At 42.2% G+C, this 21,816-nt stretch carries 19 protein-coding genes and 1 riboswitch; of the genes, 7 read left to right on the top strand and 12 right to left on the bottom strand.

Annotated elements, in window-relative coordinates; translation table 11 throughout:
• Positions 1 to 339: 339 nt before the first annotated feature.
• From ACFQV5_RS24810 to ACFQV5_RS24800, 3 genes are all read right to left on the bottom strand, one after another.
• Positions 340 to 870, bottom strand: coding sequence for a cysteine hydrolase family protein (locus ACFQV5_RS24810; protein WP_379251049.1), 531 nt, complete (start codon positions 868 to 870; stop codon positions 340 to 342).
• A gap of 107 nt (positions 871 to 977) precedes the next feature.
• Positions 978 to 1,562, bottom strand: coding sequence for a helix-turn-helix domain-containing protein (locus ACFQV5_RS24805; protein ID WP_379251047.1), 585 nt, complete (start codon positions 1,560 to 1,562; stop codon positions 978 to 980).
• Between the two features lie 277 nt (positions 1,563 to 1,839).
• Positions 1,840 to 2,193, bottom strand: a complete 354-nt coding sequence (locus ACFQV5_RS24800) for a hypothetical protein (RefSeq protein WP_379251045.1) — start codon at positions 2,191 to 2,193, stop codon at positions 1,840 to 1,842.
• A gap of 141 nt (positions 2,194 to 2,334) precedes the next feature.
• Here ACFQV5_RS24800 and ACFQV5_RS24795 point away from each other — a divergent pair, with 141 nt between their 5' ends.
• Positions 2,335 to 2,607 carry a GNAT family N-acetyltransferase gene (locus tag ACFQV5_RS24795; protein ID WP_379251043.1) on the top strand — a complete coding sequence of 91 codons (273 nt, stop codon included), beginning with the start codon at positions 2,335 to 2,337 and terminating at the stop codon, positions 2,605 to 2,607.
• Between the two features lie 96 nt (positions 2,608 to 2,703).
• On the opposite strand, the gene ACFQV5_RS24790 is transcribed toward ACFQV5_RS24795, so the two are convergent.
• Positions 2,704 to 3,570 (bottom strand): C40 family peptidase, encoded by an 867-nt coding sequence (locus ACFQV5_RS24790; protein WP_379251042.1) that lies wholly within the window; start codon positions 3,568 to 3,570, stop codon positions 2,704 to 2,706.
• A 4-nt stretch (positions 3,571 to 3,574) separates the two neighbouring features.
• A riboswitch (cyclic di-AMP (ydaO/yuaA leader) is annotated at positions 3,575 to 3,712 on the bottom strand.
• Positions 3,713 to 4,060: 348 nt separating this feature from the next.
• Between ACFQV5_RS24790 and ACFQV5_RS24785 the strand changes: the two genes are divergently transcribed.
• From ACFQV5_RS24785 to ACFQV5_RS24760, 6 genes are all read left to right on the top strand, one after another.
• Positions 4,061 to 4,237 carry a hypothetical protein gene (locus ACFQV5_RS24785; RefSeq protein ID WP_379251040.1) on the top strand — a complete coding sequence of 59 codons (177 nt, stop codon included), beginning with the start codon at positions 4,061 to 4,063 and terminating at the stop codon, positions 4,235 to 4,237.
• Between the two features lie 104 nt (positions 4,238 to 4,341).
• Positions 4,342 to 6,342, top strand: coding sequence for an endonuclease MutS2 (locus ACFQV5_RS24780; protein ID WP_379251038.1), 2,001 nt, complete (start codon positions 4,342 to 4,344; stop codon positions 6,340 to 6,342).
• A gap of 13 nt (positions 6,343 to 6,355) precedes the next feature.
• A complete protein-coding gene (locus tag ACFQV5_RS24775; protein ID WP_379251036.1) occupies positions 6,356 to 6,871 on the top strand; it encodes a GNAT family N-acetyltransferase in 516 nt (171 codons plus the stop codon).
• 124 nt (positions 6,872 to 6,995) lie between these two features.
• Positions 6,996 to 7,859 (top strand): class I SAM-dependent methyltransferase, encoded by an 864-nt coding sequence (locus tag ACFQV5_RS24770; protein ID WP_379251034.1) that lies wholly within the window; start codon positions 6,996 to 6,998, stop codon positions 7,857 to 7,859.
• 3 nt (positions 7,860 to 7,862) lie between these two features.
• Positions 7,863 to 8,594, top strand: a complete 732-nt coding sequence (locus tag ACFQV5_RS24765; RefSeq protein ID WP_379251032.1) for an RluA family pseudouridine synthase — start codon at positions 7,863 to 7,865, stop codon at positions 8,592 to 8,594.
• Between the two features lie 344 nt (positions 8,595 to 8,938).
• The gene (locus tag ACFQV5_RS24760; protein WP_379251030.1) at positions 8,939 to 10,012 is read left to right on the top strand and encodes a lytic polysaccharide monooxygenase; all 1,074 of its coding nucleotides are present in this window, start codon (positions 8,939 to 8,941) and stop codon (positions 10,010 to 10,012) included.
• Between the two features lie 164 nt (positions 10,013 to 10,176).
• Here ACFQV5_RS24760 and ACFQV5_RS24755 read toward each other — a convergent pair whose 3' ends face one another.
• The 8 genes from ACFQV5_RS24755 to parE form a co-directional block, all read right to left on the bottom strand.
• On the bottom strand, positions 10,177 to 11,544 hold the full coding sequence (locus tag ACFQV5_RS24755; protein WP_379251028.1) for a glycoside hydrolase family 30 protein: 1,368 nt from the start codon (positions 11,542 to 11,544) through the stop codon (positions 10,177 to 10,179).
• Positions 11,545 to 11,587: 43 nt separating this feature from the next.
• Positions 11,588 to 13,234 carry a type 2 periplasmic-binding domain-containing protein gene (locus tag ACFQV5_RS24750; protein WP_379251026.1) on the bottom strand — a complete coding sequence of 549 codons (1,647 nt, stop codon included), beginning with the start codon at positions 13,232 to 13,234 and terminating at the stop codon, positions 11,588 to 11,590.
• 86 nt (positions 13,235 to 13,320) lie between these two features.
• Positions 13,321 to 14,205, bottom strand: a complete 885-nt coding sequence (locus ACFQV5_RS24745; protein WP_379251025.1) for a carbohydrate ABC transporter permease — start codon at positions 14,203 to 14,205, stop codon at positions 13,321 to 13,323.
• Between the two features lie 23 nt (positions 14,206 to 14,228).
• Complete coding sequence (locus ACFQV5_RS24740) at positions 14,229 to 15,218, bottom strand: ABC transporter permease (RefSeq protein ID WP_379251023.1); 990 nt, start codon at positions 15,216 to 15,218, stop codon at positions 14,229 to 14,231.
• A gap of 112 nt (positions 15,219 to 15,330) precedes the next feature.
• Complete coding sequence (locus ACFQV5_RS24735; protein ID WP_379251021.1) at positions 15,331 to 16,350, bottom strand: LacI family DNA-binding transcriptional regulator; 1,020 nt, start codon at positions 16,348 to 16,350, stop codon at positions 15,331 to 15,333.
• Between the two features lie 234 nt (positions 16,351 to 16,584).
• Complete coding sequence (locus tag ACFQV5_RS24730) at positions 16,585 to 17,007, bottom strand: MarR family winged helix-turn-helix transcriptional regulator (RefSeq protein WP_379251019.1); 423 nt, start codon at positions 17,005 to 17,007, stop codon at positions 16,585 to 16,587.
• Positions 17,008 to 17,350: 343 nt separating this feature from the next.
• Positions 17,351 to 19,810 (bottom strand): DNA gyrase subunit A, encoded by a 2,460-nt coding sequence (gyrA, locus tag ACFQV5_RS24725; RefSeq protein WP_379251017.1) that lies wholly within the window; start codon positions 19,808 to 19,810, stop codon positions 17,351 to 17,353.
• An 11-nt stretch (positions 19,811 to 19,821) separates the two neighbouring features.
• Positions 19,822 to 21,801, bottom strand: coding sequence for a DNA topoisomerase IV subunit B (gene parE / locus ACFQV5_RS24720; protein WP_379251015.1), 1,980 nt, complete (start codon positions 21,799 to 21,801; stop codon positions 19,822 to 19,824).
• Between the last annotated feature and the right edge of the window lie 15 nt (positions 21,802 to 21,816).

Raw genomic sequence — 21,816 nt, 5'->3', positions numbered from 1 at the left:
ATGTTAATAACGATATTGAAAATCCGGCCCTTAGGTTCTGGCAGAAAGTCGAGCAGCCTGCACAATCGGCACAGTAAAAGTTAGCTTTCAACCATCTCATGGAGCGACACGACATGAGGCAAGCCGGTTTATGGAAACTGCCTACTCGTTTATTCGAGCGATAAAATGAAAATAGGGCGCAACAAAAAAGCAGACGATTTTTAAACCGTCTACTTTTTGTTGATTTATGCTATATAATGAGCATTACTCAACACGGCCAGCCTGTGCTTTTCTTATTAACCGCCGGGCAAGATACATATTCAACTTGTATTTTCTTACTCGCTAGTTGATTGTGCTAAGTCAGAAGTTTATTTGGCTTTCCTCGCAGACCGCAGATAACGTAGATAGAATATGATTATGATGAATAATTATTTGCTCCGCAGATAAATTCTCATAATCATATGTACTATGAACATCCGAAGCTAATTCGCAAGTAAAGCCAAGAGAATATGCGCTTTTAACGGTAGCATCTACGCAGTATTCAGTTTGCACACCACAAAAAACCAAATTGGTAATTCCCCTGTTCCGAAGCTCTTTTTCCAAGTCAGTGTTCAAAAACGAATCCGCATGATACTTAATTATTTGTATATCATTTTCATATGGAGCAACCTCTGGATGCACTTGCCATAAAGGTTGATTCTCAGCTCGTGGAGAATCACCTTTCTCAGTATACAAAATATAGAAAACAGGTGCATTGGCCCGCCTAGCCTTTGTAAGCAAATTCTTTGTGTGTTCGATCAGTTCCTGTTCATTACTTAGCGGTTTACCACCATAATCTTTCCAAACAAAAGGCATAATCTGCATGTCAATAACAATAAGTGCTTTTTTCATAATAGCTCCTTTTACTTACAGCCATTCCTTTGGATTATACATCTCGTGTAGTAGCTGTTCATTAAAATTTTCAAGTGGTATCATATTGATTGTTTCTCATGTTCTGTTCACGGTTGACTCCTCCACAACCCATGCTGTGTACAATAGAAATACAAAGTACCACCGTACATTTTAGGGATTCGGATTTCTGGCCCTTGCTCTGGATAGAGCCGTGTTAAGAGCATCTTATCAGGCGTAACATAAGCAATAAAGCTGATGTAATGTGTCCGTGTCATTTCATGAGAAAATGTGATGTAGTAATCAAACTCTATTTCCTCTACATGTAAACAATGCTCTTGATCTGTAGTCTTCGGCTCCAACTTATCGAGTTTTCGCCCACAACAGGATATTTCTGCATCTCCTACAGAAGTCAGGACTCCACCACAATTGGGACAGACAAAAAACTTAGTTCTTTTCATATTTCCTCGATCATCCTCATTTGGCTGCAAATCGCCAGCCAATATTTTTTCAATATTGACACCCAGTATTTCAGAAAGCTCCGGCAAAAGAGAAACATCTGGATTCCCAAGTCCACGCTCCCATTTTGAAACGGCTTTATCACTGATATTCATTCGTGTAGCAAGCTGTAATTGGGTCATGTTCTTTTCCACTCGTAGTGAACGGATCAATTTACCGATTTGACTGCTATCCATCTAGACCACCTCTGGTTTTTATAATGCCGTCCCATATGTAAAAATACAATAAACGCTCCGTAGAGTCTGCTAATGCTCCAAGTAAATATATATTATTTCGAAAAACCTGCAAGCAGGGTAATGGTATATACACTTGCAGACAAAATGCCCACTATATAATATGAATGCAACAACGCCGCCTATTTCTCCAATGGGCGGCGTTGTTGCGATTATTTTCGTTTGATATACGCTTTAAAAATCCACAGGCTTTTCGTTCATCCCAATCTGCTAGCCATTATTACCAAAGCAGGCTAATGGTTAACAAATTAAACAACGCTAATGGAAGGATTGGATTGAATCCTGGATACGGTGGCCGTGGTGGCGGATAGCCTGGATGAAATGGTGGCCGCGGTGGTGGGTAACCAGGGTAAAATCCACGTGTACTTCCTGGATCAATGTTCAAATATACATATTTTGTATCTACACCTACAACAATTCCTTCGATGACTTCATGATCTACCGTCTGCACTCGTACTTTACGATTCATTGCATTTTTCATCGTATGGTGGACGTTTTCCTTGTGTTTAAGCATAGAGTTCGCAATATGTTGGTCGCATTCGTATACGACTTGGTGACTCGGATATGTCGTCATACATTCACTCCTTCGTATTATCCTTGCTCTCACTATATGCGCACGCCCATGAAAGGGTGTATGCCTATTCATGAAGGTTTGACGAACAGAACATACGGGTATAAGTAAATACTAGGTATATCCAAGAGGAGGTTTAGGTTAATGCAAGATATTCAGTCCGAACAAGGACGTTTTTTCATAGGTGAAAATGGAAATACAGTCGCTGAAATTACATATTCGTCTCTAGGTGACCATGTGATTAACATTGACCACACCTTTGTTTCTCCTTCTTTACGAGGCAAAGGAATTGCCGAACAGCTAATTCGAAAAGTAATCGAGTATGCCAGAGCCGAAGGCTTAAAAATTAATCCTTCTTGTTCTTACGCTGCCCATCATTTCAACAAATTTCCCGAAGATCGGGATCTGTTACATTAACAATCTGAGATTTATAGAAACAAAAAAGGATTGTCCTCTGACAGTCATCTTTAGATGATTGTCAGGGGACAACCCTTTAATTCGTTATGAACACCACTAGAAGATTCGATTTGCACCATTATATTTAGGACCCCAATAGGAGCTGTTTAAATTTGCAATCGTAATTCCTTTGCTAGTAGCGGAAATAAATTCATTATTACCAATATAAATACCTACGTGAGATGTCGAAACTTTATTCGTAATAAAGAATACAAGATCTCCTTCTTTCAGATTGCTCTTCGAAACAGGTGTTCCGTGATTTTCGTGCAATGAAATGGAACTGTGAGGCAGACTAACGCCCATTTTTCCATACACATATTTAATAAAACCGGAGCAATCGAATCCTGTGGATGGCGAAGAACCGCCCCATACATATTTAACGCCTAGATGCTTCTTAGCTTCTGCTACAACTTGCTTTCCTTTAGAAGTGCTTGTAGCAGATGCAGTATAAGCAGGTTTATAGGTTTTTCCATCTGTGCTTAACATAGCAATATTGTTCTTCGAATCCCAATTCAACGTGAATCCGAAAACATCGGTTACAAAACGAAGTGGTACAAATGTACGTCCTCCAATAACTCGCATCTTCGTATCCATTTTAACTTCTTTTGAGTTCACAAAAGCACTGCTGGAATTGGATTTCAATACGATCGTTTTGCTGCCTTTTTTAATCGTTACTTTAACTATGTATGAGTTGACCTTCTCATATTTAACTGTAGCTCCTAGCTTATCACCAATCATACGAATCGGTACTTGAGTATATCCATTACTGTCAACGAATGGAGTCTGATCTGGAAAATTAACTAATGAATCATTGATTTGAACTTTGATAGAAGATGTAGCTGCACTAGCAAAATCAGGACTAAGAACAAATGTAGAAGCTACAATCGCCCCAGTTAATAGCATTTTTTTCAGTATGTTATTCATGATGTTATCCTCCCTGTTGCTTCCGAGGTTAGTTGACGGATTCGGGAAGAGGTATTCCCTAGTTTATCGGATAAACATTCACCCCATATAAAGCTCCCCCGTACCAGACGTTATGCTCGACTGGATTCAGCTGTTTGTAGACCAAGTGACTTATATAAAGTTAACATATCTTAAAGGGGAATTTACGTCTAAATTGTGTCCGTTTCGTGAAAATATGAATAGATTGTAACTATTTGAAGTCAATTTGATACTTTTTCGATACCTATTTATGACATGGGAAATATTGAAAAGGTTTTATCTGCAGGTTTACGGTTATCCATCTTGACTTTTACGAATAAAAAAACATATATTAAAGCCATACCCTCTTATAAGGAGAGATTTTGATGTCGGTGAGCGTTCTTAACTAACCAAATTTCATAAGATTGGAAATTCCTTGGTTTGTTCATAGTCCGAAATGGCTATGTCTATTTTCTTATGGATTTTTCCATCTATGCAATTAGTTAAGAACTGCGGATATCAATTGAAGCCCGGGAGGTCTATCCTGTTTTTTGGCGTCTATTCATCCGTGCTGACAGTTCAGCACGGATTTTTTAGGAATATGGCTGATTATTTAGCGCTCAAAGCCTATTTCTATCGTGATGTCGAAAATATAGGATGGCCGATCTAAAGGCAGAGAGTGAACCTAAGGTTCATTCTCTGCCTTTTTTTTGTTTTCCGGGCTGTTTCAAGGAACATACAGATTAAAGAATATTAATAAGGAGCTGGAAATCAATGAATTCATCAACTTTAAAACAACTGCAATACGACAAGGTAAAAAGTGAACTAGAACGTTTCGCTGTCTCTTATCTTGGAAAAGAACACATTCGAAACATGCAGCCACTTACACAGCTTAAAACAATACGTCATCAGCTTGATCAGACCCATGAAGCAGGAGCATTACTCCGTGCCGGTGCTAGTGTGCCTATCCCATCACTGGAAGGAATCGAACCCGTCCTGCAACTGTTAGGAACAGGTTATGTGCTTAGTGAACGAGACTTTTCCCATATTCAACAATTTCTGCGTAGCTGCAAGCAACTGATTCGTTATATGGCTAATAAAAGTGATATCGCTCCTACTATCGCTGCATACGCTTCGTCGATGTATGAGCTTTCGTCCCTTCTATCAGAAATTGAACGATGTATTTACAGTGGCCGTGTAGTCGATGCTGCAAGTAAAGACTTAGCGAAAATCCGCAAAAAAATAATGGTGTCCGAAGAACGCATAAAGCGAAAACTGGATAGCTTGCTCCATAAATACCGCGATATTATGCAGGAAAGTCTAGTTAGTAAACGTAATGGAAGATATGTTCTTCCAATAAAGAAAGAACATCGCAGGCTTGTAAATGGAGTCGTGCTTGATGAATCTGCAAGTGGCCAGACAGTCTACATTGAACCTAACGATGTATCTAGTCTCCAGATGGAACTAAGTTATCTACGTTCGGATGAAGCACGTGAAGAAACTAAAGTTCTTAGTGATCTAACCGCGCTGGCAGAGAAATACGCTCACGAATTAAAATTAAATGCAGATACCGTAGGAATGTACGATTTTATTATGGCAAGAGGAAAATATGCGTTAATGATCGGTGGAAGAGATGTAAAGCTTAATGATCAAGGAATCATCGCTCTCAAACAGGCGACGCATCCCCTGCTCGGTTCAGAAATGGTTCCGCTCGATTTTGAGATTGGCCATGACTATAAGTCCCTTATCATCACCGGACCGAATACAGGTGGTAAGACTTTAACACTAAAAACGGTTGGTCTATTAACGATGATGGTACAATCAGGACTGCTCATTCCTGTAGATGAAGGTAGTGTGTGTAGCGTATTTGAACAAATCTCCGTCGATATCGGTGATGGGCAGAGTATAGAGCATGCCCTAAGCACCTTCTCAGCGCATATCAGAAACGTCAATCATATTTTACAAACTGCAAATGACAAAACATTGATTCTGCTGGATGAAATGGCTTCAGGCACTGACCCAGGGGAAGGGGTCGGACTTTCGATTGCTGTGCTTGAAGAGCTTTATCGACGCAGATCAACGGTCGTGGTAACAACCCACTTTACCGAAATCAAGAACTTTGCTACTGTAACCTCAGGTTTCGAGAACGCACGAATGGAGTTTGATACGGAAACACTTGAACCGAAATATCGATTAAAAATCGGTGAAGCTGGACAAAGTTACGCTTTTGTCATTGCTGAGAAGCTAGGAATTCCAGAAGCCATCATCACTCGTTCTCGCGAAATAGCCGAAGCTGGAAGAAGTCATGAAAGCATCCTCTTCAGACCCGACAGTATATCTGCGGATAAAACAGAATGCCCAGACAAAACGACGCTTCCTGATTCCATACGTGAAGGGCAATATAAGAAGAGTGTGCGTTCAGAGGAGAAAGTGACAAAATCAACGCTTCGAGCGGAAGCAGAACAACAGGAGACTCCTCCTAAGATCACGCCCTCCTATCAACTTGGAGATCTTGTATATGTTTCCTCAATGAAACGGACTGGTATTGTATGTGAAACGATGGATTCTCGAGGTACGATAGGTGTGCTCATTCAGAAGAAAAAATTCAAGATCAATCACAAACGTCTGCGCCTTCATATTGCTGGCAAAGATTTATATCCGGAAGACTATGACCTAGATATTGTTTTTGAAAGCAAAGAGAACCGTAAGAAGCGTAAGCTAATGAACCGTAAACATGTAGAAGGTCTAATCATTGAAACCAAACCAGAATCCTAAGGAGGACATAAATATGATCAGAACAGAACAAGTCCAAGACTACTCTCAAGTCGATAAGCTGCTACGAAATGCATTTAATGGAGATGAAGAGGTTCATATTGTTGAACGTATTCGTGCACAGGGTGATTACGAGCCGAATTTATCCCTTGTTGCTGACAATGACGGAGCTATTACGGGTCACATTATGTTCAGTTACGCCCAGCTTATAGATGGTCAGAAGTCTTACAAAGTCGCTGGACTCGCACCGCTTGCTGTAGATCCTTCTTATCAGCGTAAAGGTATCGGTAGCGCTTTGATCCATGAAGGACTAGAGAGATGTCGTCAGTTTGATATTCCTTTAGTATTTCTTATCGGTCACCCTGAGTACTATTCTCGATTTGATTTCGTTAAAGCGGTGGATTATGGTTTTGAATTAAAGCAATTCGAGGTACCCGATGAAGTATTTATGGTTTATGAAGTTCAAGCAGGAGCTCTGAATCGCTATAAGGGCGAACTCCGTTATTCCAAAGCATTTTTCAACCAGGAATAATGAGGGCCGGAATATCTAAACGCTAGAACTTCAACAAATAAACCTCAAGCAGATGCTGTGGCAATATCCTTAGTAAATGTTGTACAATAAAGCTTAAATGACTATTTGAAGGATGGTTTTCAACATGTATTTAGCTGATGATTGGAAAGATTATGAAGTTATAGATACCGGAGGTGGAGAAAAGCTCGAACGTTGGGGTGATGTCATTCTGCGTCGTCCGGACCCGCAAATTATTTGGCCGCTTCACAATGACAGTGGAATATGGAGAAATGTACATGGCCATTATCACCGCAGCTCGTCAGGTGGCGGGAATTGGGATATGAAGAAGCAGTTGCCTGATCGCTGGAGCATCTCCTATGACCAACTGAAATTCCACATTCGTCCGACAAACTTTAAGCATACTGGCCTTTTCCCGGAACAGGCTGCTAACTGGCGCTGGATGATGGACAAAATTGCTGATGCTGGTCGTCCAATTCGCGTGCTAAATCTGTTCGCTTATACTGGCGGAGCAACTGTAGCGGCTGCATATGCTGGTGCACAAGTCGTTCACGTTGATGCAGCAAAAGGCATGGTGCAATGGGCGAAGGAAAACTTAGCTTTGTCTGGACTCGCAGATCGTCCTGTTCGATTCATTACAGACGATGTGTTCAAATTCGTGCAGCGTGAGCAGCGCCGTGGTAACAAATATGATGCGATCATTATGGATCCCCCTTCTTACGGCCGAGGACCGAGCGGGGAAACATGGAAGCTGGAGCAAAGTTTGTATCCATTCCTTGAGAGCTGCCTTGAAATTTTGTCAGACAATCCTTTGTTTATGCTGATCAACTCCTATACAACTGGAATTTCGCCAACTGTATTGAAAAATATGCTGTCCATGACCATGCAGCCAAGATACGGTGGCAGCATAAGCGCAGGCGAGATTGGACTTCCTATCACTAACTCCGGTCTAAATCTTCCATGCGGAATTTTGGGCCGTTGGGAGTCTTAAGATATGACGTATACGAACGCCAAATATCCTGAGATACCCATTATATATGAGGATAATCACGTCCTTGGCGTCAGCAAACCGGTGAATATTCTATCACAGGAGGATTCATCCGGAGATCCGGATATGCTCACGATTCTCAAGGAAGATATAAAGGTTCGTTACAACAAACCGGGAAATGTATTTCTTGGACTCGTACACCGACTTGATCGCCCTGTCGGAGGTGCTATGGTATTCGCCAAAACCTCTAAAGGGGCCTCTCGTTTGTCCGAAGCCGTTCGTAGCAGGAACTTTAGGAAATTATATGTAGCGGTCGTTCATGGACGACCGAAACAACAGACAGGCCGGCTGATAGATACACTTTACAAGGACAGCCGCAGTAATACTGTCAGCGTTGTTCCTAAAGGAACTGAGGGTGCCAAGGAAGCGATTCTTGATTATTCCGTTCTGGAGACTGCTGGCGGCCTTAGTCTCGTTCTGGTGGAGCTACATACAGGAAGACCCCATCAGATCCGAGTTCAATTAAGCCATGCCGGCTGCCCTCTTTATGGTGATCAAAGATATGGTAAGGGATTCAGCAAATCTGGTCAGCAAATAGCACTATGGTCGGTACTTGTTGGATTTCCACATCCCGTAACCAAAGAAGAAGTACGAATTGAAGTAATTCCTCCGGACGTACATCCATGGAATTTATTCAATTCCGATCGGATTATTAAAGAAATTAAGAACCATCAATAACCCCTTATTGGCCGAGATCCTATCCATGGATTTCGGCTTTTTATTGTCATTTCATCACGTCACACCACTGTCAAAACCTCTTAAAAACCAACAAATTAAAAGATATTCCCCCTAATTTAGACGTAATTCTCCCTTTACTTATTTGAATGATTATTTAAGAATAGTTATTATAAATTCCAATCGATTCCAAACTTGGATGGAATATAGACTCTTTAATAGAGTTTATATAGAATTACCAGCTTCTTTTTATACTTGACGGAGGTGATAGCGCAACAAGAATAACACAGCATTACTTAGCATCATTAGCTAACACTATTTTTCTAAAATCCAAGGAGGTATAGTTAATGACAATTTCTTCAGGACAAAATTACAAGCGCTTACATTTGAATCCGGTCTACATGGTTCTTGGTTTCTCACTAATGTTCTTAGCCGTTATGGCAATCTTCTCAAGTAGCGCATCTGCTCATGGATATATTGAATCTCCTGCAAGCCGAGCTGCGTTATGTAAAAGCGGAGAGAATACAAACTGCGGAAACATCCAATATGAACCTCAATCACTCGAAGCAAAAGGGAATTTTCCCGCTGCAGGACCGGCTGATGGAGAAATTACAGGCGCAGGCGTTTTTCCTGAGTTATATGAGCAAACACCAACCCGCTGGGCGAAAGTAGATATGAATGGCGGAGCAAACACATTCACTTGGAAATTAACTGCAGCACATGCTACGAAAGAATGGAAGTATTACATTACGAAAAAAGGCTGGGATCCAAGCAAACCTCTCGCTCGTGCGGATCTGGAACTGTTCTGCTCTATCGATGATGGTGGAAAAAGACCAGATTTCACAGTATCACACACTTGTAATGTTCCAACAGACCGCAGTGGTTATAACCTGATTCTCGGCGTATGGGAAATTTCAGATACTGGTAATGCATTTTACCAAGTGATTGACGTTAATCTAAACAATAATGATGGTGGAGGCGAAACTCCTGCACCAGATACTCAAGCTCCTACAGCTCCTGCAAACTTGATGTCTACTAGCACTACAGCTACAAGCGTTGCGTTATCATGGAGTGCAGCAAGTGATAATGTTGGTGTAACAGGATACGATATTTATAAGGGATCCACTCTGGCCGGCAGCGTTGCTGGCTCTGTATTAAACTATACGGTGAATGGATTAACTGCAAATACGGCTTATGACTTTACAGTTAAAGCTATAGATGCAGCAGGTAATGTATCGTCCGCTAGTAATGTCGTAACAGTTACAACATCTAACGCAGCAGCAACTTATCCGGATTGGAATGCAGCAACTTCCTATGTGGGTGGTAGCAAAGTTACTTATAACGGTGTAAACTATGAAGCCAAATGGTGGACTTTAGGCGAAACACCTGGTGAGGCTGATGTACTGAAGGTACTTCCTTAATATCATTCTCTTCCTTTACTTAGCTGTGTTAGACTCCCATTGATGAAATAGGAAGAAGAACACACAACAAAATGAAACTGCCAGTTGCCGAAATTCATCGGCGACTGGCAGTTTATTTTCATTAAAAATAATTGAATTATTCCGGTGCTATCCATTTATGATGATTATTTTATATATTCTGAGTGAACATCCTTCATCATCATAGTCAAGGCACTTTTAGACTCAAGCCGGAAAGTGAGTATTTCTGTGCCCTTCAAATTTAGAGATACATTCTCCATCTCCTCACTATCATTAAACAAAACAATCGCAATCGATCCATCTGTATTTTTAAACGCTACCGATCGAATCAACTCACTGCTCGAGGATGAGGATATACGCACAGCTTTCGGTCTTATACATTTACTGAAATGCGCCAACGCATAGTAATCGAGCGTGTAGGTAAGCTCTATAGTTTGCTGGTTTACGGTCACTATACCACGACAGGTGCTATTCCCGAATCCTGGTACAGTTGGTCCATTCTTCTCATCCAAGGCCATATTCCATAGTACATAGGATTTACTATAGTTCCGAAGAATTTCGATCCCCGTACGCATCACATTGGAGAAAGCCTGTTCAAATGGTGGAATCCACTCCCCGCCCGATCCTTCCGTAAAATGAACCTCCTTGTTCGGGAATGCTTCGAATACTTCCGATTGAGCAGACGGTTTGCCTCCATACCAATGCCATGCGACACCATCCACCGCATCACCCGCTTGCTCCAGCACTGTGAGTGGATAGTCTGGTTTATCCCAGTTATGATCATAACAGAGGATTTTCGTGTCGATATTGTTTTTCAGGAATTGCGGCTTCAGATGATTTTTAATAAAATCACTTTGTTCTTCAGGCAGCATGATCATGCCAGGGTAATGTCCTGGTGAATAGAGTGCTTCGTTCTGGGGCGTAACGGCATAGATAAATAGCCCCTTCGTGGCATACCCCTGAATATAACGTACAAAGTAATCAGCATAAACCGAGTAATATTCTTTCTTTAGCTCGCCGCCAATCATCGATCCGCTTGTTTTCATCCAGCCCGGCGGACTCCATGGTGAAGCCATCAGCTTGATTTCAGGATTTATTCGCAGCGCTTCTTGAAGCAGAGGAATAATATCTTCTTCATCATGTGAAATGGAGAAATGCTTCAGCTCTATATCGGACTGGTCCTCCGGCATATCATTATAACTGTAGAAGTTACGAGCATAATCAGATGCGCCCATCGGTTGACGTAAAACAGACAATCCGATCCCTTCTTTCGCATCGAACAACTGTGTCATAAGTTCTGAACGCTGTTCTGCATCCAGGACCTGATGTATCAGATAAGCAGAGGAATCCGTAAAGGAAGCTCCGAAGCCATCCAGTTCTTGAAAAGTCTGCGTTTCATCTATAACAACTGTTTTCAGCTGCGCATCCTGAGATATAGGCGATAGCTGCTCCTTGGTTTTCTGGATGAATAATTCTTCTTCACCATTTGACTGATAGATAGTGATGTCCAGCATGTTGTTTCCCTCCAGTTTTCTTTATTTCTTCCTATCCCCTGGCTTATTTCAGCCCCAGTTTTTCCTTATTCGCTTTCATCTTCTCGTTGCGCACTTCAATGATTTTATCCCAGTTGTTATCGTCCAAAAACTTCTTATATTCATTTAAAAGGCTATCTAATGTAGCATCATCCTTCGACCGAATCATACTTACAAGTGTTGTGTTCCACTTCGTATTGATAGCCGTCAGTGAGCGTGCTTCCGGTGTCCCTTGATCAGGATTGATATTCTCCAAGATAAAGTGCGGTGTCAGCTTTCCTTTGCCCCACTCTTGCATTTGCTTGATAGCTTCCGGGAATGCATCTCCACTGAGGGCTTTATGACGATCATGACCAAAGAACATGAACTCACCCATACGATAATCCTTTTTAAAGGTATCTGGATTGTTTAATTGAAGCTCCTTAACTTCAGGTAAGAACTCCACGGTGCCATCCGCATTGACTTGATAAGTCTCGCCTTCGATACCATAGTTCATTAGCATTTGTCCTTCTTCGCTTAACAAGTACGTAAAGAGCTGAATGGATTTAGCTGGGTCTGCATTGTTTTTCGTAATAAAACTGATCATCCAACCTGTGATACCGGATTGATTCAGGGTAGGAGCATTTCCAGCCGTGCTTTGAGGCCCATCAATCGCAATGTACTCCTTGCCTTTATTGTTACTGTAAAAACTTTGCAGATTACCGCCTTGCTGTGGTGTACCATCCAGCATGATCGTTGCATATTTGCCTGCCTTTACTTTCTCTTCAAAAGTCGTTCCGTCATCAGCAAAGCTGTCATCACTAATAGCTCCGCTGCGGTATACCGAATTCAATGTTTTCACCCAAGTCAGATAATCTTCATCCAGGTTACGGTTGTAGAATCCACCATTCTCGTCATCCAACGGTACGCCGATAAAATCTTGAAACACGTCACCAAGCGATCCAGTTCCTTCCCCAATAGAGTTGAAACCAAATGGAATCAATGCTGGGAATTGCTTTTTGATATCACCGAGAACAGCCTGAAATTCTTCTGTTGTGCCCATGGAAGGTTTACCTAACGCTTCATATACATCCTTACGAATGATAAATGCGGTTTTAGCAGGTATATTTCCACTATCATAATCTTCCTGTGTATTGGAGTAATTCGGATATCCATAGGTTTTTCCATCCTTCAATTGGAACCAGTTGATGGTATCCTGTGCTGCTACTTTATTGAAATAAGGATCATATTTCTCAGCAAGATCATTTAACGGTAGTGCCCATGTGGCTGCTTTTTGAACAACCGGAGAGTTGGAGTCAAACGTTGTGATCAGATCCGGCATCTCTCCGCCAGCAAAAAAAGTATTCAATTTGGTATCGTCGCCCGTAATAAATTTGATATTGATATTCAAATCTTCCTTGATTTTCTTCGTTACAACGTCTTTGCCAAAGTCTGTGTTCCACCAGTCAGCGTTCACGTACCAAGTCAGTTCAGTTGTCTCTTCTTTCTTATCTAATTGCCAAGCCGGTTTCTCCGCGTCCGGTGTATAACGATCTTCAATAGATACCCAATTCTCCTTCTTGGAGCTGGATTTGCCTCCTGATCCACAGCCACTTACTACGAGTACAACAGCCATTAATGCGGTGAAAAGTATGAGTCCTTTTCTTCCAAAAGCTTTGTTCATCTTAACCATTCTGAACCCTCCCTTTTAATTAAAGCGCTTTCTTGAAAGACCTTACCAAACTTGTTTCCTTCTCCTCACTCCCCGGAGCTATATCTCTACTCTTTTACTGCCCCGAGCATCATTCCAGAAATAAAGTACTTTTGCAATATTGGATACATCACAACAATTGGCAGTGTTGTTACGACAATTGTTGCTAGTTGGACCCCTTTGGTGGTCGTTTGGATTGCTACTGAACCGATATTTTGCATCGATTGTGTCTGAGACTGCACAATAATTTCATACAACATCATCTGTAAGGGATATAGCGATTGATCAGTGATATACAATTTGGTCGTCATAAAATCATTCCATTGCCCAACTCCATTAAATAAGGCAATCGTGGCCATTGCCGGCATGGATAGAGGAATAAATATACTCAGAAAAATCCTCCAATCGCCGCCGCCATCGATCTTTGCTGACTCTTCCAGTGAATCTGGTACATTGCGGAAGAAATTCATCAGAATGATGACATCGTAAAAGCTTAAGAGAGCTGGAATAATATAAACCCAGAAACTGTTTAACAGTCCTAAGTCTTTCATCAATAAGTAAGTCGGAATCATCCCACCTGAGAAAAACATAGTGATAACACCCATCGCAACATAGAACTTGCGGCCGCGGACGTACTTCTTGCTCAAGCCATAACCCACCATGGCACAGAAGAACACGTGTGTGATGACCCCGATCACTGTCTTGGCAACTGAGATGAAGAATGCCTGCCATATGTTTTCATCCCTGAACACAGCCTGATAATTTTCAAGAGAGAACTCAGTAGGCCAGAAGATAAACCCACCTTCGGCAAGTGACCTGCCCGAGCTGAAGGATGAAACGATAACGTTCCATAATGGAACAACTATAATGATCGTAAACGTAACCAGTAAAATGATATTGATCGTATCAAACACCCGGCTATCGAGATCCCCTTTTGCTGCTTTCAAATTCACCGTAATACCTCCCTCTGTATGACCTATAGGACGGATTGATTATCGTTTAATTTACTGGTCACCTTATTTGCCGTAACGAGCAAAATAACAGAAATAATGGATACACCTAAACCCACGGCGGTGGCATATGAGAAGTCACCTTGTGTCATACCCATCCGATACACGTAAGAGTTAATCACTTCTGCCTTTTCCCGGTTTTGTGAATTCATCAAAACCAAGGTTTGATCCAAATTTGAGCCCAGTAAACCGCTTACAGTAAGAATCAGATTTAAGCTAATAATCATTTTCATGTTAGGGATCGTGATGTTCCAGATTTGTCTCAGTCGACTTGCACCATCAATTTTTGCTGCTTCGTAATATGTTGGATCAATCTTGGCCATGATCGCCAAGTACAGAATCGTTCCCCAACCTGCCTCTTTCCAAATATCAGATAAGGTCGCAATCCACCAGTACTTACTCGGGTCGAGTAAAATATTTTGAGGTTGTGAAATTATGCCAAGACCTAGCAGAATTTCATTGAATAAGCCAGAAGTTGAGAACCAGGTAATGAGCATTCCACCTAGTACGATCCAGGACAAGAAGTGCGGCAGATACGAAATCGTTTGTACGAACTTTTTAAATCGCCCCATGCCTACCTCATAAATCATAATGGCCAGAATTATTGGAATGACAAAGCCAATTGCTAATTTCAAAAAGCTAATGCCTAATGTATTGATTACGGAATCCCAAAAATATCTGTCAGATAAAATGATTTTAAAATTATCAAAGCCAACCCATGGAGCAGAATCCAATGTATCAATCACCGTGTAATTTCTAAAAGCGATCGTTAAACCATAAATCGGTATGTAGCAGAAAATAAACATAAAAATAACTCCCGGGAGAATCATCGACTGAATCTCCCATTGCCTTTTAAAATCAATTAGGAATTCTTTCACCCTTTGCCCCATCGGCTTTTTACCAGATGGCTGAACTGTACTTTTCCCGGATGACTGAACTGTTGCCGTTTCGCTCACCTTCTTCGCCCCCTTCTCTAACTTCACAGCCAATTAATAAAAACGTTTTTATTTTTTCCGAAAAACCCCCTGTTTTTATTTTAAAAAAACAGATCTGAAATGATCTTGTTATTTAATCCAGATCATTTCGATCGATCTTCACATGACTAGAACCTCGCACAACAAGTTCACCCGTTAATTTTTGAAGCATTCCTTGCTCTTTTTTCTGAATTAAACGAACCAGATGATTAACAGCAAGAATCCCCTGTCTGGCAATCTGATTTCTTACGGTCGTTAAAGGTGGTGTAAAATACTGCGCTATATCAATATCATCAAAGCCCACAACGCTGATATCCTCCGGAACTTCATAGCCGTGGGATTTTAAAGCTCGGATACATCCGATTGCGCTGACATCATTACCGGCTAGAAAAGCATCTGGCACCTTGCCAGGATGTAAGTGAATAAAAGATTTAACGGCATTATAAGTGCCCTCTTCCTCAAAATAACCTTGTAAAATATAATCAGGATCTAACGGGATTTGATGCTCACGAAGTGCCGCTAGGTATCCTTCCCTCCGCTGAACACTGTCAAACATCGTATCTACACCAGCTATATAAGCAATTTTTTTGTGTCCCAGGCTGATTAAGTACTTTGTTGCTTCATAGCCAGCTTCATAAGAGTCGAATATCACACTTCCCATGTTTTCGTTTTGCAAGATCCGATCCAGAAAAACAGCTTTAATTTTATCTTTTTCCATAGCAGCAATGTCGTTATCATCAACTCTTAGCTCTTCGTATATAATGACTCCATCTACACGCCTACCTAGAATATTGCTCATAATGATCTGCTTATCCTTCGTGACAAATACATTCAGTCCGTAGCCAAGACGATCACATTCACGTGACATGGATTCAACAAGTGTATAAAAGTAAGGTCCTGATACACTTGTTGTAAAAAAGCCAAGCATCATGGTCTTCCCGGACTTTAACTGCTTGCCGTTTAAGTTCGGCACATAATTTAATCGCTTCGCCACTTTCAAGACATGTGATTTTGTCTCTGGATTCAGTACATCTACATCGTTCAAAGCATTGGAAACCGTAGAGATGGAAACTCCGGCTTCACGTGCAACATCTTTAATCGTTACTTTCCCCATATCCTTCGCCCTTTTCTATAAAAACGTTTTTACATGATAAAATTACCATAAAAACGTTTTCGATACAATCCTTATTTCAAAAAATAAATTTATACTGCTCTACCTTACTCGAAGTTATCAAACTTCTACTGTGGTGATGTGCTACATAAACAAATCCCATAGAAGAACCTCCATGGGATTATGAATTCATTTTGTATAGGATAATACAATCGTTTTGTGCTTGCTAAAAGGTTTTTAGCCCACTTCCTGCGGAGCAGCACTAACCTTTCCAAGAAGATATACAAGGAGCTGCTGATTATGTAAAGAAATCCGGTTAAGAACATGCGATAAATAATCATCTCTGACCTGCATGCCCCTTAATACTTCCTCACGCCCACGTAATGAGATCGTAACCCATACAATCCGTCTGTCTTTCTCATCCCGCTCCCGAATAATCAAATCATTCTTCTCCATTCGGTCAAGCAGCATCGTTACTGCAGCAGGACTAGTAGCGAGATAAGGAATGAAATCGGAAGGCTTCATCCTCTTCTGCTCCTCCAGAACTTCCAGGACTGTGAGCTGAGCTTCGGTCAATGCAGGTGCAAGACCATTCTCCATATGAAGTTTATAGTCTTTGGCCAACTTGGACCATACTTTAGCGAATTCGTTCGTATGCATGATTTATCCCTTCCTCTCCGAGAAAAATACGAATATTCAGCTTAGAAGATATCAGATGATGTTCCTTGAATTTCCAGTATTTTATATGATTAACTTTCGTCTCAACAGCCTAATTTTCCTGCTAATTCTAATAAAAAATATAATATCCAAACATACGACAAATGCCGATATCCCTTTACTGACAATACTTTCAGCTTCTCTCATACTTTCGACAAGAAACGTGCAGCCCACCTAATAAATCACAATCGACACCGCCGCTCTAACCTGCTTAATATAGAAAAAAGACACCTGATTCCTAGTCCGAAATCAGATGTCTTTCAATAATATTTATAAACCGTGTTACTTATTCTGTAGCATTTTTCTTAAGCTCGGGGGTTAAGAGCAGATCTGTAATTTCACCTTTCTTACCCACATCGGCGAGCAGCTTACCCGTTGATTTGCGTTCGCTGATCGGAGCTTGCTCAGAATTAAATGCAATGGCGGTTCCTTCACGACTATAAGCAATAATACGAAGAGTTTCTCGACAATAAAAAGCACCTGCGATGCTGCTACCATTCGGTTTAACACGCTTGCCTTCCTTGAATTCGAAGGTGACAATACCTTTTCCACCTCTGCTTTGGATAGGATAGTCAAGGAGCAAGGAACGCTTGCCGTATCCAAGATCGGTTATCGTCAATACTTCACCTTCGTCCTCCATAACCCACAGGGCAGCAGTCACTTCATCTCCATCACGAAGCTGGATACCTCTTACGCCACCAGAGACACGTCCCATAGCGTTAACCTCTTGCTCTCGGAAACGAATGCTCATGCCATCTTTGGTAATTAGCATAATATCTTTCGTTCCATCACTTAACACAACGGAGAGAACCTCGTCTTCCGCAGCAACTTTACAAGCTGCCACAGCGCCTGTCCGTTTGGTTGCGTACTCCTTCAGTTCCGTCCGTTTCACTTGCCCTTTACGAGTAACGAATACAAGTGTCTTGCCTTCCTCTTCGAAATTCGATACCGGAATGACAGATACAATCTCATCCTCTTTCGCAAGTTGAATAACGTTTACAATAGCTGTACCGGCATCCTTCCACTTATATTCTGGAATTTGGTGTACCGGAAGAAGGAAATACTGTCCTTTTTGGGTGAAAATGAGCAAATTATCAAGCGTGTTGACCTCTAGCAGGCGAGTTACATAATCGCCTTCCTTCACTCCTGAACTATCAGGCTCCCCACCGGAGCGTGTGAATGACAGCATGCTTGTCCGCTTGATGTAACCGTCATTGGACAATGTGACCAACACGTCCTCTGCTGCAACCAAAACTTCGAGATTCACCTTAATTTCTTCTACTTCTTCTTGAATGAGAGAGCGTCGTTCAATACCGTACTTATCACGGATTTCCATTAGCTCTTTACGGATGACAGAGACCAGTTTCTTATCATTGTCCAGAATCGCACGCAGGCCCTCAATCTTCTTCATCAATTCATCCAGTTCCTTCTGGAGAGAATGAATCTCAAGATTCGTTAACCGATAAAGCTGGAGTGTAAGAATGGAATCTGCCTGGCGCTCTGTAAATCCAAACATCCATTGCAAGTTATTCTGAGCATCTTGGCGGTTTTTAGACGCCTTAATGGCTGCAATCACTTCATCAAGAATATTAAGTGCCTTAACGAGCCCTTCCAGCACGTGTGCACGATCTTCCGCGCGTTCTAGCTCATATTGGGTACGGAAGGTGACAACTTCACGCTGATGCGCTATATAAGCCTCTAGCATCGGTTTCAGACCTAACTGCTGAGGAGCTTTGTTTACAATGGCAACCATATTGAAATTGTATGTGACTTGCAGGTCCGTCTTTTTGAACAGATAAGCGAGAATACCATTCGCATCCGCATCTTTTTTCAGTTCGACAACGATACGAAGACCTTCACGTCCGCTTTCATCACGAACCTCAGCGATACCATCCACCTTTTTCTCAAGACGAATGTTCTCCATTGCTGTAACGAGACGAGATTTAACGACCTGGAATGGAATTTCGGTAATGACGATCTGCTGCTTACCGCCGCGAAGCGATTCAATCTCCGTCTTCGAACGCAAGTATACTCGTCCCTTGCCTGTACGATAAGCATCCTCTATTCCACTACCACCCATAATAATACCACCGGTTGGGAAGTCCGGGCCTTTAATGAAAGTCATAATTTCATGAAGTTCAATATCTGGCTTCTGCATGACAGCGATACAAGCATCGATTACCTCACGTAAATTATGAGGAGGAATCTCTGTAGCGAAACCTGCTGAAATCCCGCTCGTACCGTTAACAAGCAAATTCGGATAACGCGAAGGAAGAACTACCGGCTCTTTTGCCGTATTGTCGAAGTTATCCTTGAAGAGTACTGTCCGTTTCTCGATATCCCGAAGCAATTCCATCGCAATAGGAGACAGTCGTGCTTCGGTATAACGCATTGCTGCAGCTGGATCATCATCCTGGGAACCCCAGTTTCCGTGACCATCTACAAGAACATGTCCCATCTTCCATGGCTGAGCCATACGGACCATCCCCTCGTAAATAGACGAGTCACCGTGAGGGTGGTAGTTACCCATAACATCCCCGACAGTCTTGGCAGATTTACGATACGGTTTATCCGGTGTGTTACCGGAATCATACATCGCGTAAAGAATACGACGCTGTACTGGCTTTAGACCGTCACGCACATCCGGGATTGCACGATCTTGAATAATATATTTAGAGTACCGGCCGAAGCGGTCACCCACCACCTCTTCCAGATAAGCCGGCAAAAATTGTTCTGATAAACTCATGACTTCACCTTCTATTCCTCAAACTCTGCAAAGTTGACATTTTCAACGATCCAGCGCTTCCGGGGATCAACTTTGTCCCCCATCAGTGTTGATACCCGCCGTTCCGCTTTCGCTGCATCCTCAATCTGAACCTGCAGCAAAGTCCGGGTTTCCGGATTCATCGTCGTTTCCCACAATTGATCTGGGTTCATCTCGCCCAGACCTTTATAACGCTGAAGTTCAAATGTTTTGAACTCCTTCAAATAATTCGCCAGCTGTTCTTCGGTCCAAGCATATCTTACGGTCTGCAGTTTGCCTGACTTACTAGAAATTTTATAGAGTGGCGGCTGTGCAATATAGACACGGCCAGCATCAATTAATGGTTTCATGTACCGGTAGAAGAACGTGAGCAGCAACACCTGAATATGTGCTCCATCCGTATCAGCATCGGTCATGATAATAATTTTCGAATAATTGCTGTCTGAAGCCGTAAATTCATTACCAATTCCTGCGCCAATCGCCGCTACAATCGCACGGTATTCATCATTTTTCAGAATATCAGCAAGCTTCGATTTTTCCGGATTCATCGGTTTACCCTTCAGTGGCAGAATCGCTTGAATCTTGGAATCCCGCCCTTGCTTAGCTGATCCTCCAGCAGAGTCACCTTCCACGATGAACAGCTCTGTACGGGAGAAATCCTTGGACTGAGCAGGTGTTAGCTTACCACCAAGGTTGGAGCTTTCACTTCGCTTCTTCCCTGTACGCATTTCATCACGCGCTTTGCGTGCTGCCTCACGAGCCTTGGAAGCTTGAATAGCCTTCTTCAACAAGGTCTGTGCGATCTGCGGGTTTTCCTCTAAGAAAATCTGCATTTTCTCAGTAACGATACTATCCACCGTACTACGTGCTGACGCACTGCCCAGCTGGTCCTTGGTCTGACCAACAAACTCCACCTCGGACATTTTGACACTGATGACAGCCATCATGCCCTCACGCAGGTCATTACCCTCCAAGTTCTTATCTTTCTCTTTCAGGAGATTGTTCTTACGGGCATAATCGTTCATGACACGTGTGTAGGCTGTCTTAAAGCCTGTTTCATGCGTACCCCCGCCACGCGTCGGAATAGAGTTTACGAACGATGCTAACGTCTCTGTATACCCTGCGTTATATTGCAGTGCAATCTCTACTTCAATATCATCTTTTTCCGCATAAAAATGAATTACTTCATGAAGAACGTCTTTCCCTTCGTTCAAAAAAGAAACGAATTGGCTGGCTCCACCTTCATAGAAGAATTCATCATGATTACCGCCGCGTTCATCCTTCAGCACAATCCGCAAACCAGAGTTCAGGAATGCAATTTCCTGAAGCCGCTCTGCTAGTGTGTCGTAATTCAGCTGTATACCTGATGAAAAGACACGGGCATCTGGCTTAAACGTTACCTTTGTGCCTGTCTTGTTCGTATTTCCTAGAACCTCAAGTCCGCTAACCGGCTCACCAACATGCTCGATTCCTTTTTTGTCCAGCCAATACTCAAAACGCTGACGATGAATTTTACCATCACGATAAATTTCAACTTCTAGCCATTCTGACAGAGCATTCGTAACCGAAGCACCTACGCCGTGAAGGCCACCAGACTTCTTGTATCCTGAACCGCCAAACTTACCGCCAGCATGGAGAATGGTGAAGACCACTTGTGGTGTAGGAATACCTGTCTTATGGATACCAGTCGGTATTCCCCTACCATTATCGTATACTGTAACGGAACTGTCTTTGTGTAAAGTTATCTCTATTCTCGAGCAGTACTTCGCAAGATGCTCATCCACCGCATTATCTACGATTTCCCACACCAGATGATGCAGACCTGACGAGCTTGTGCTGCCTATGTACATGCCTGGCCGTTTGCGTACAGCAACGAGGCCCTCGAGCACTTGAATGTCGTCAGCATCGTATCCCGAGCGGCCATTTAAACCGTTCTGTGATGACTCTGCAAACCTATCGATCTGTTCGACCATTCATGCTCCTCCTTC

Origin of the sequence: Paenibacillus sp. GCM10028914 (assembly GCF_042666275.1) — a bacterium.
GTDB lineage: Bacteria > Bacillota > Bacilli > Paenibacillales > Paenibacillaceae > Paenibacillus_AQ.
This window is presented reverse-complemented; position numbering and strand designations above follow the sequence as displayed.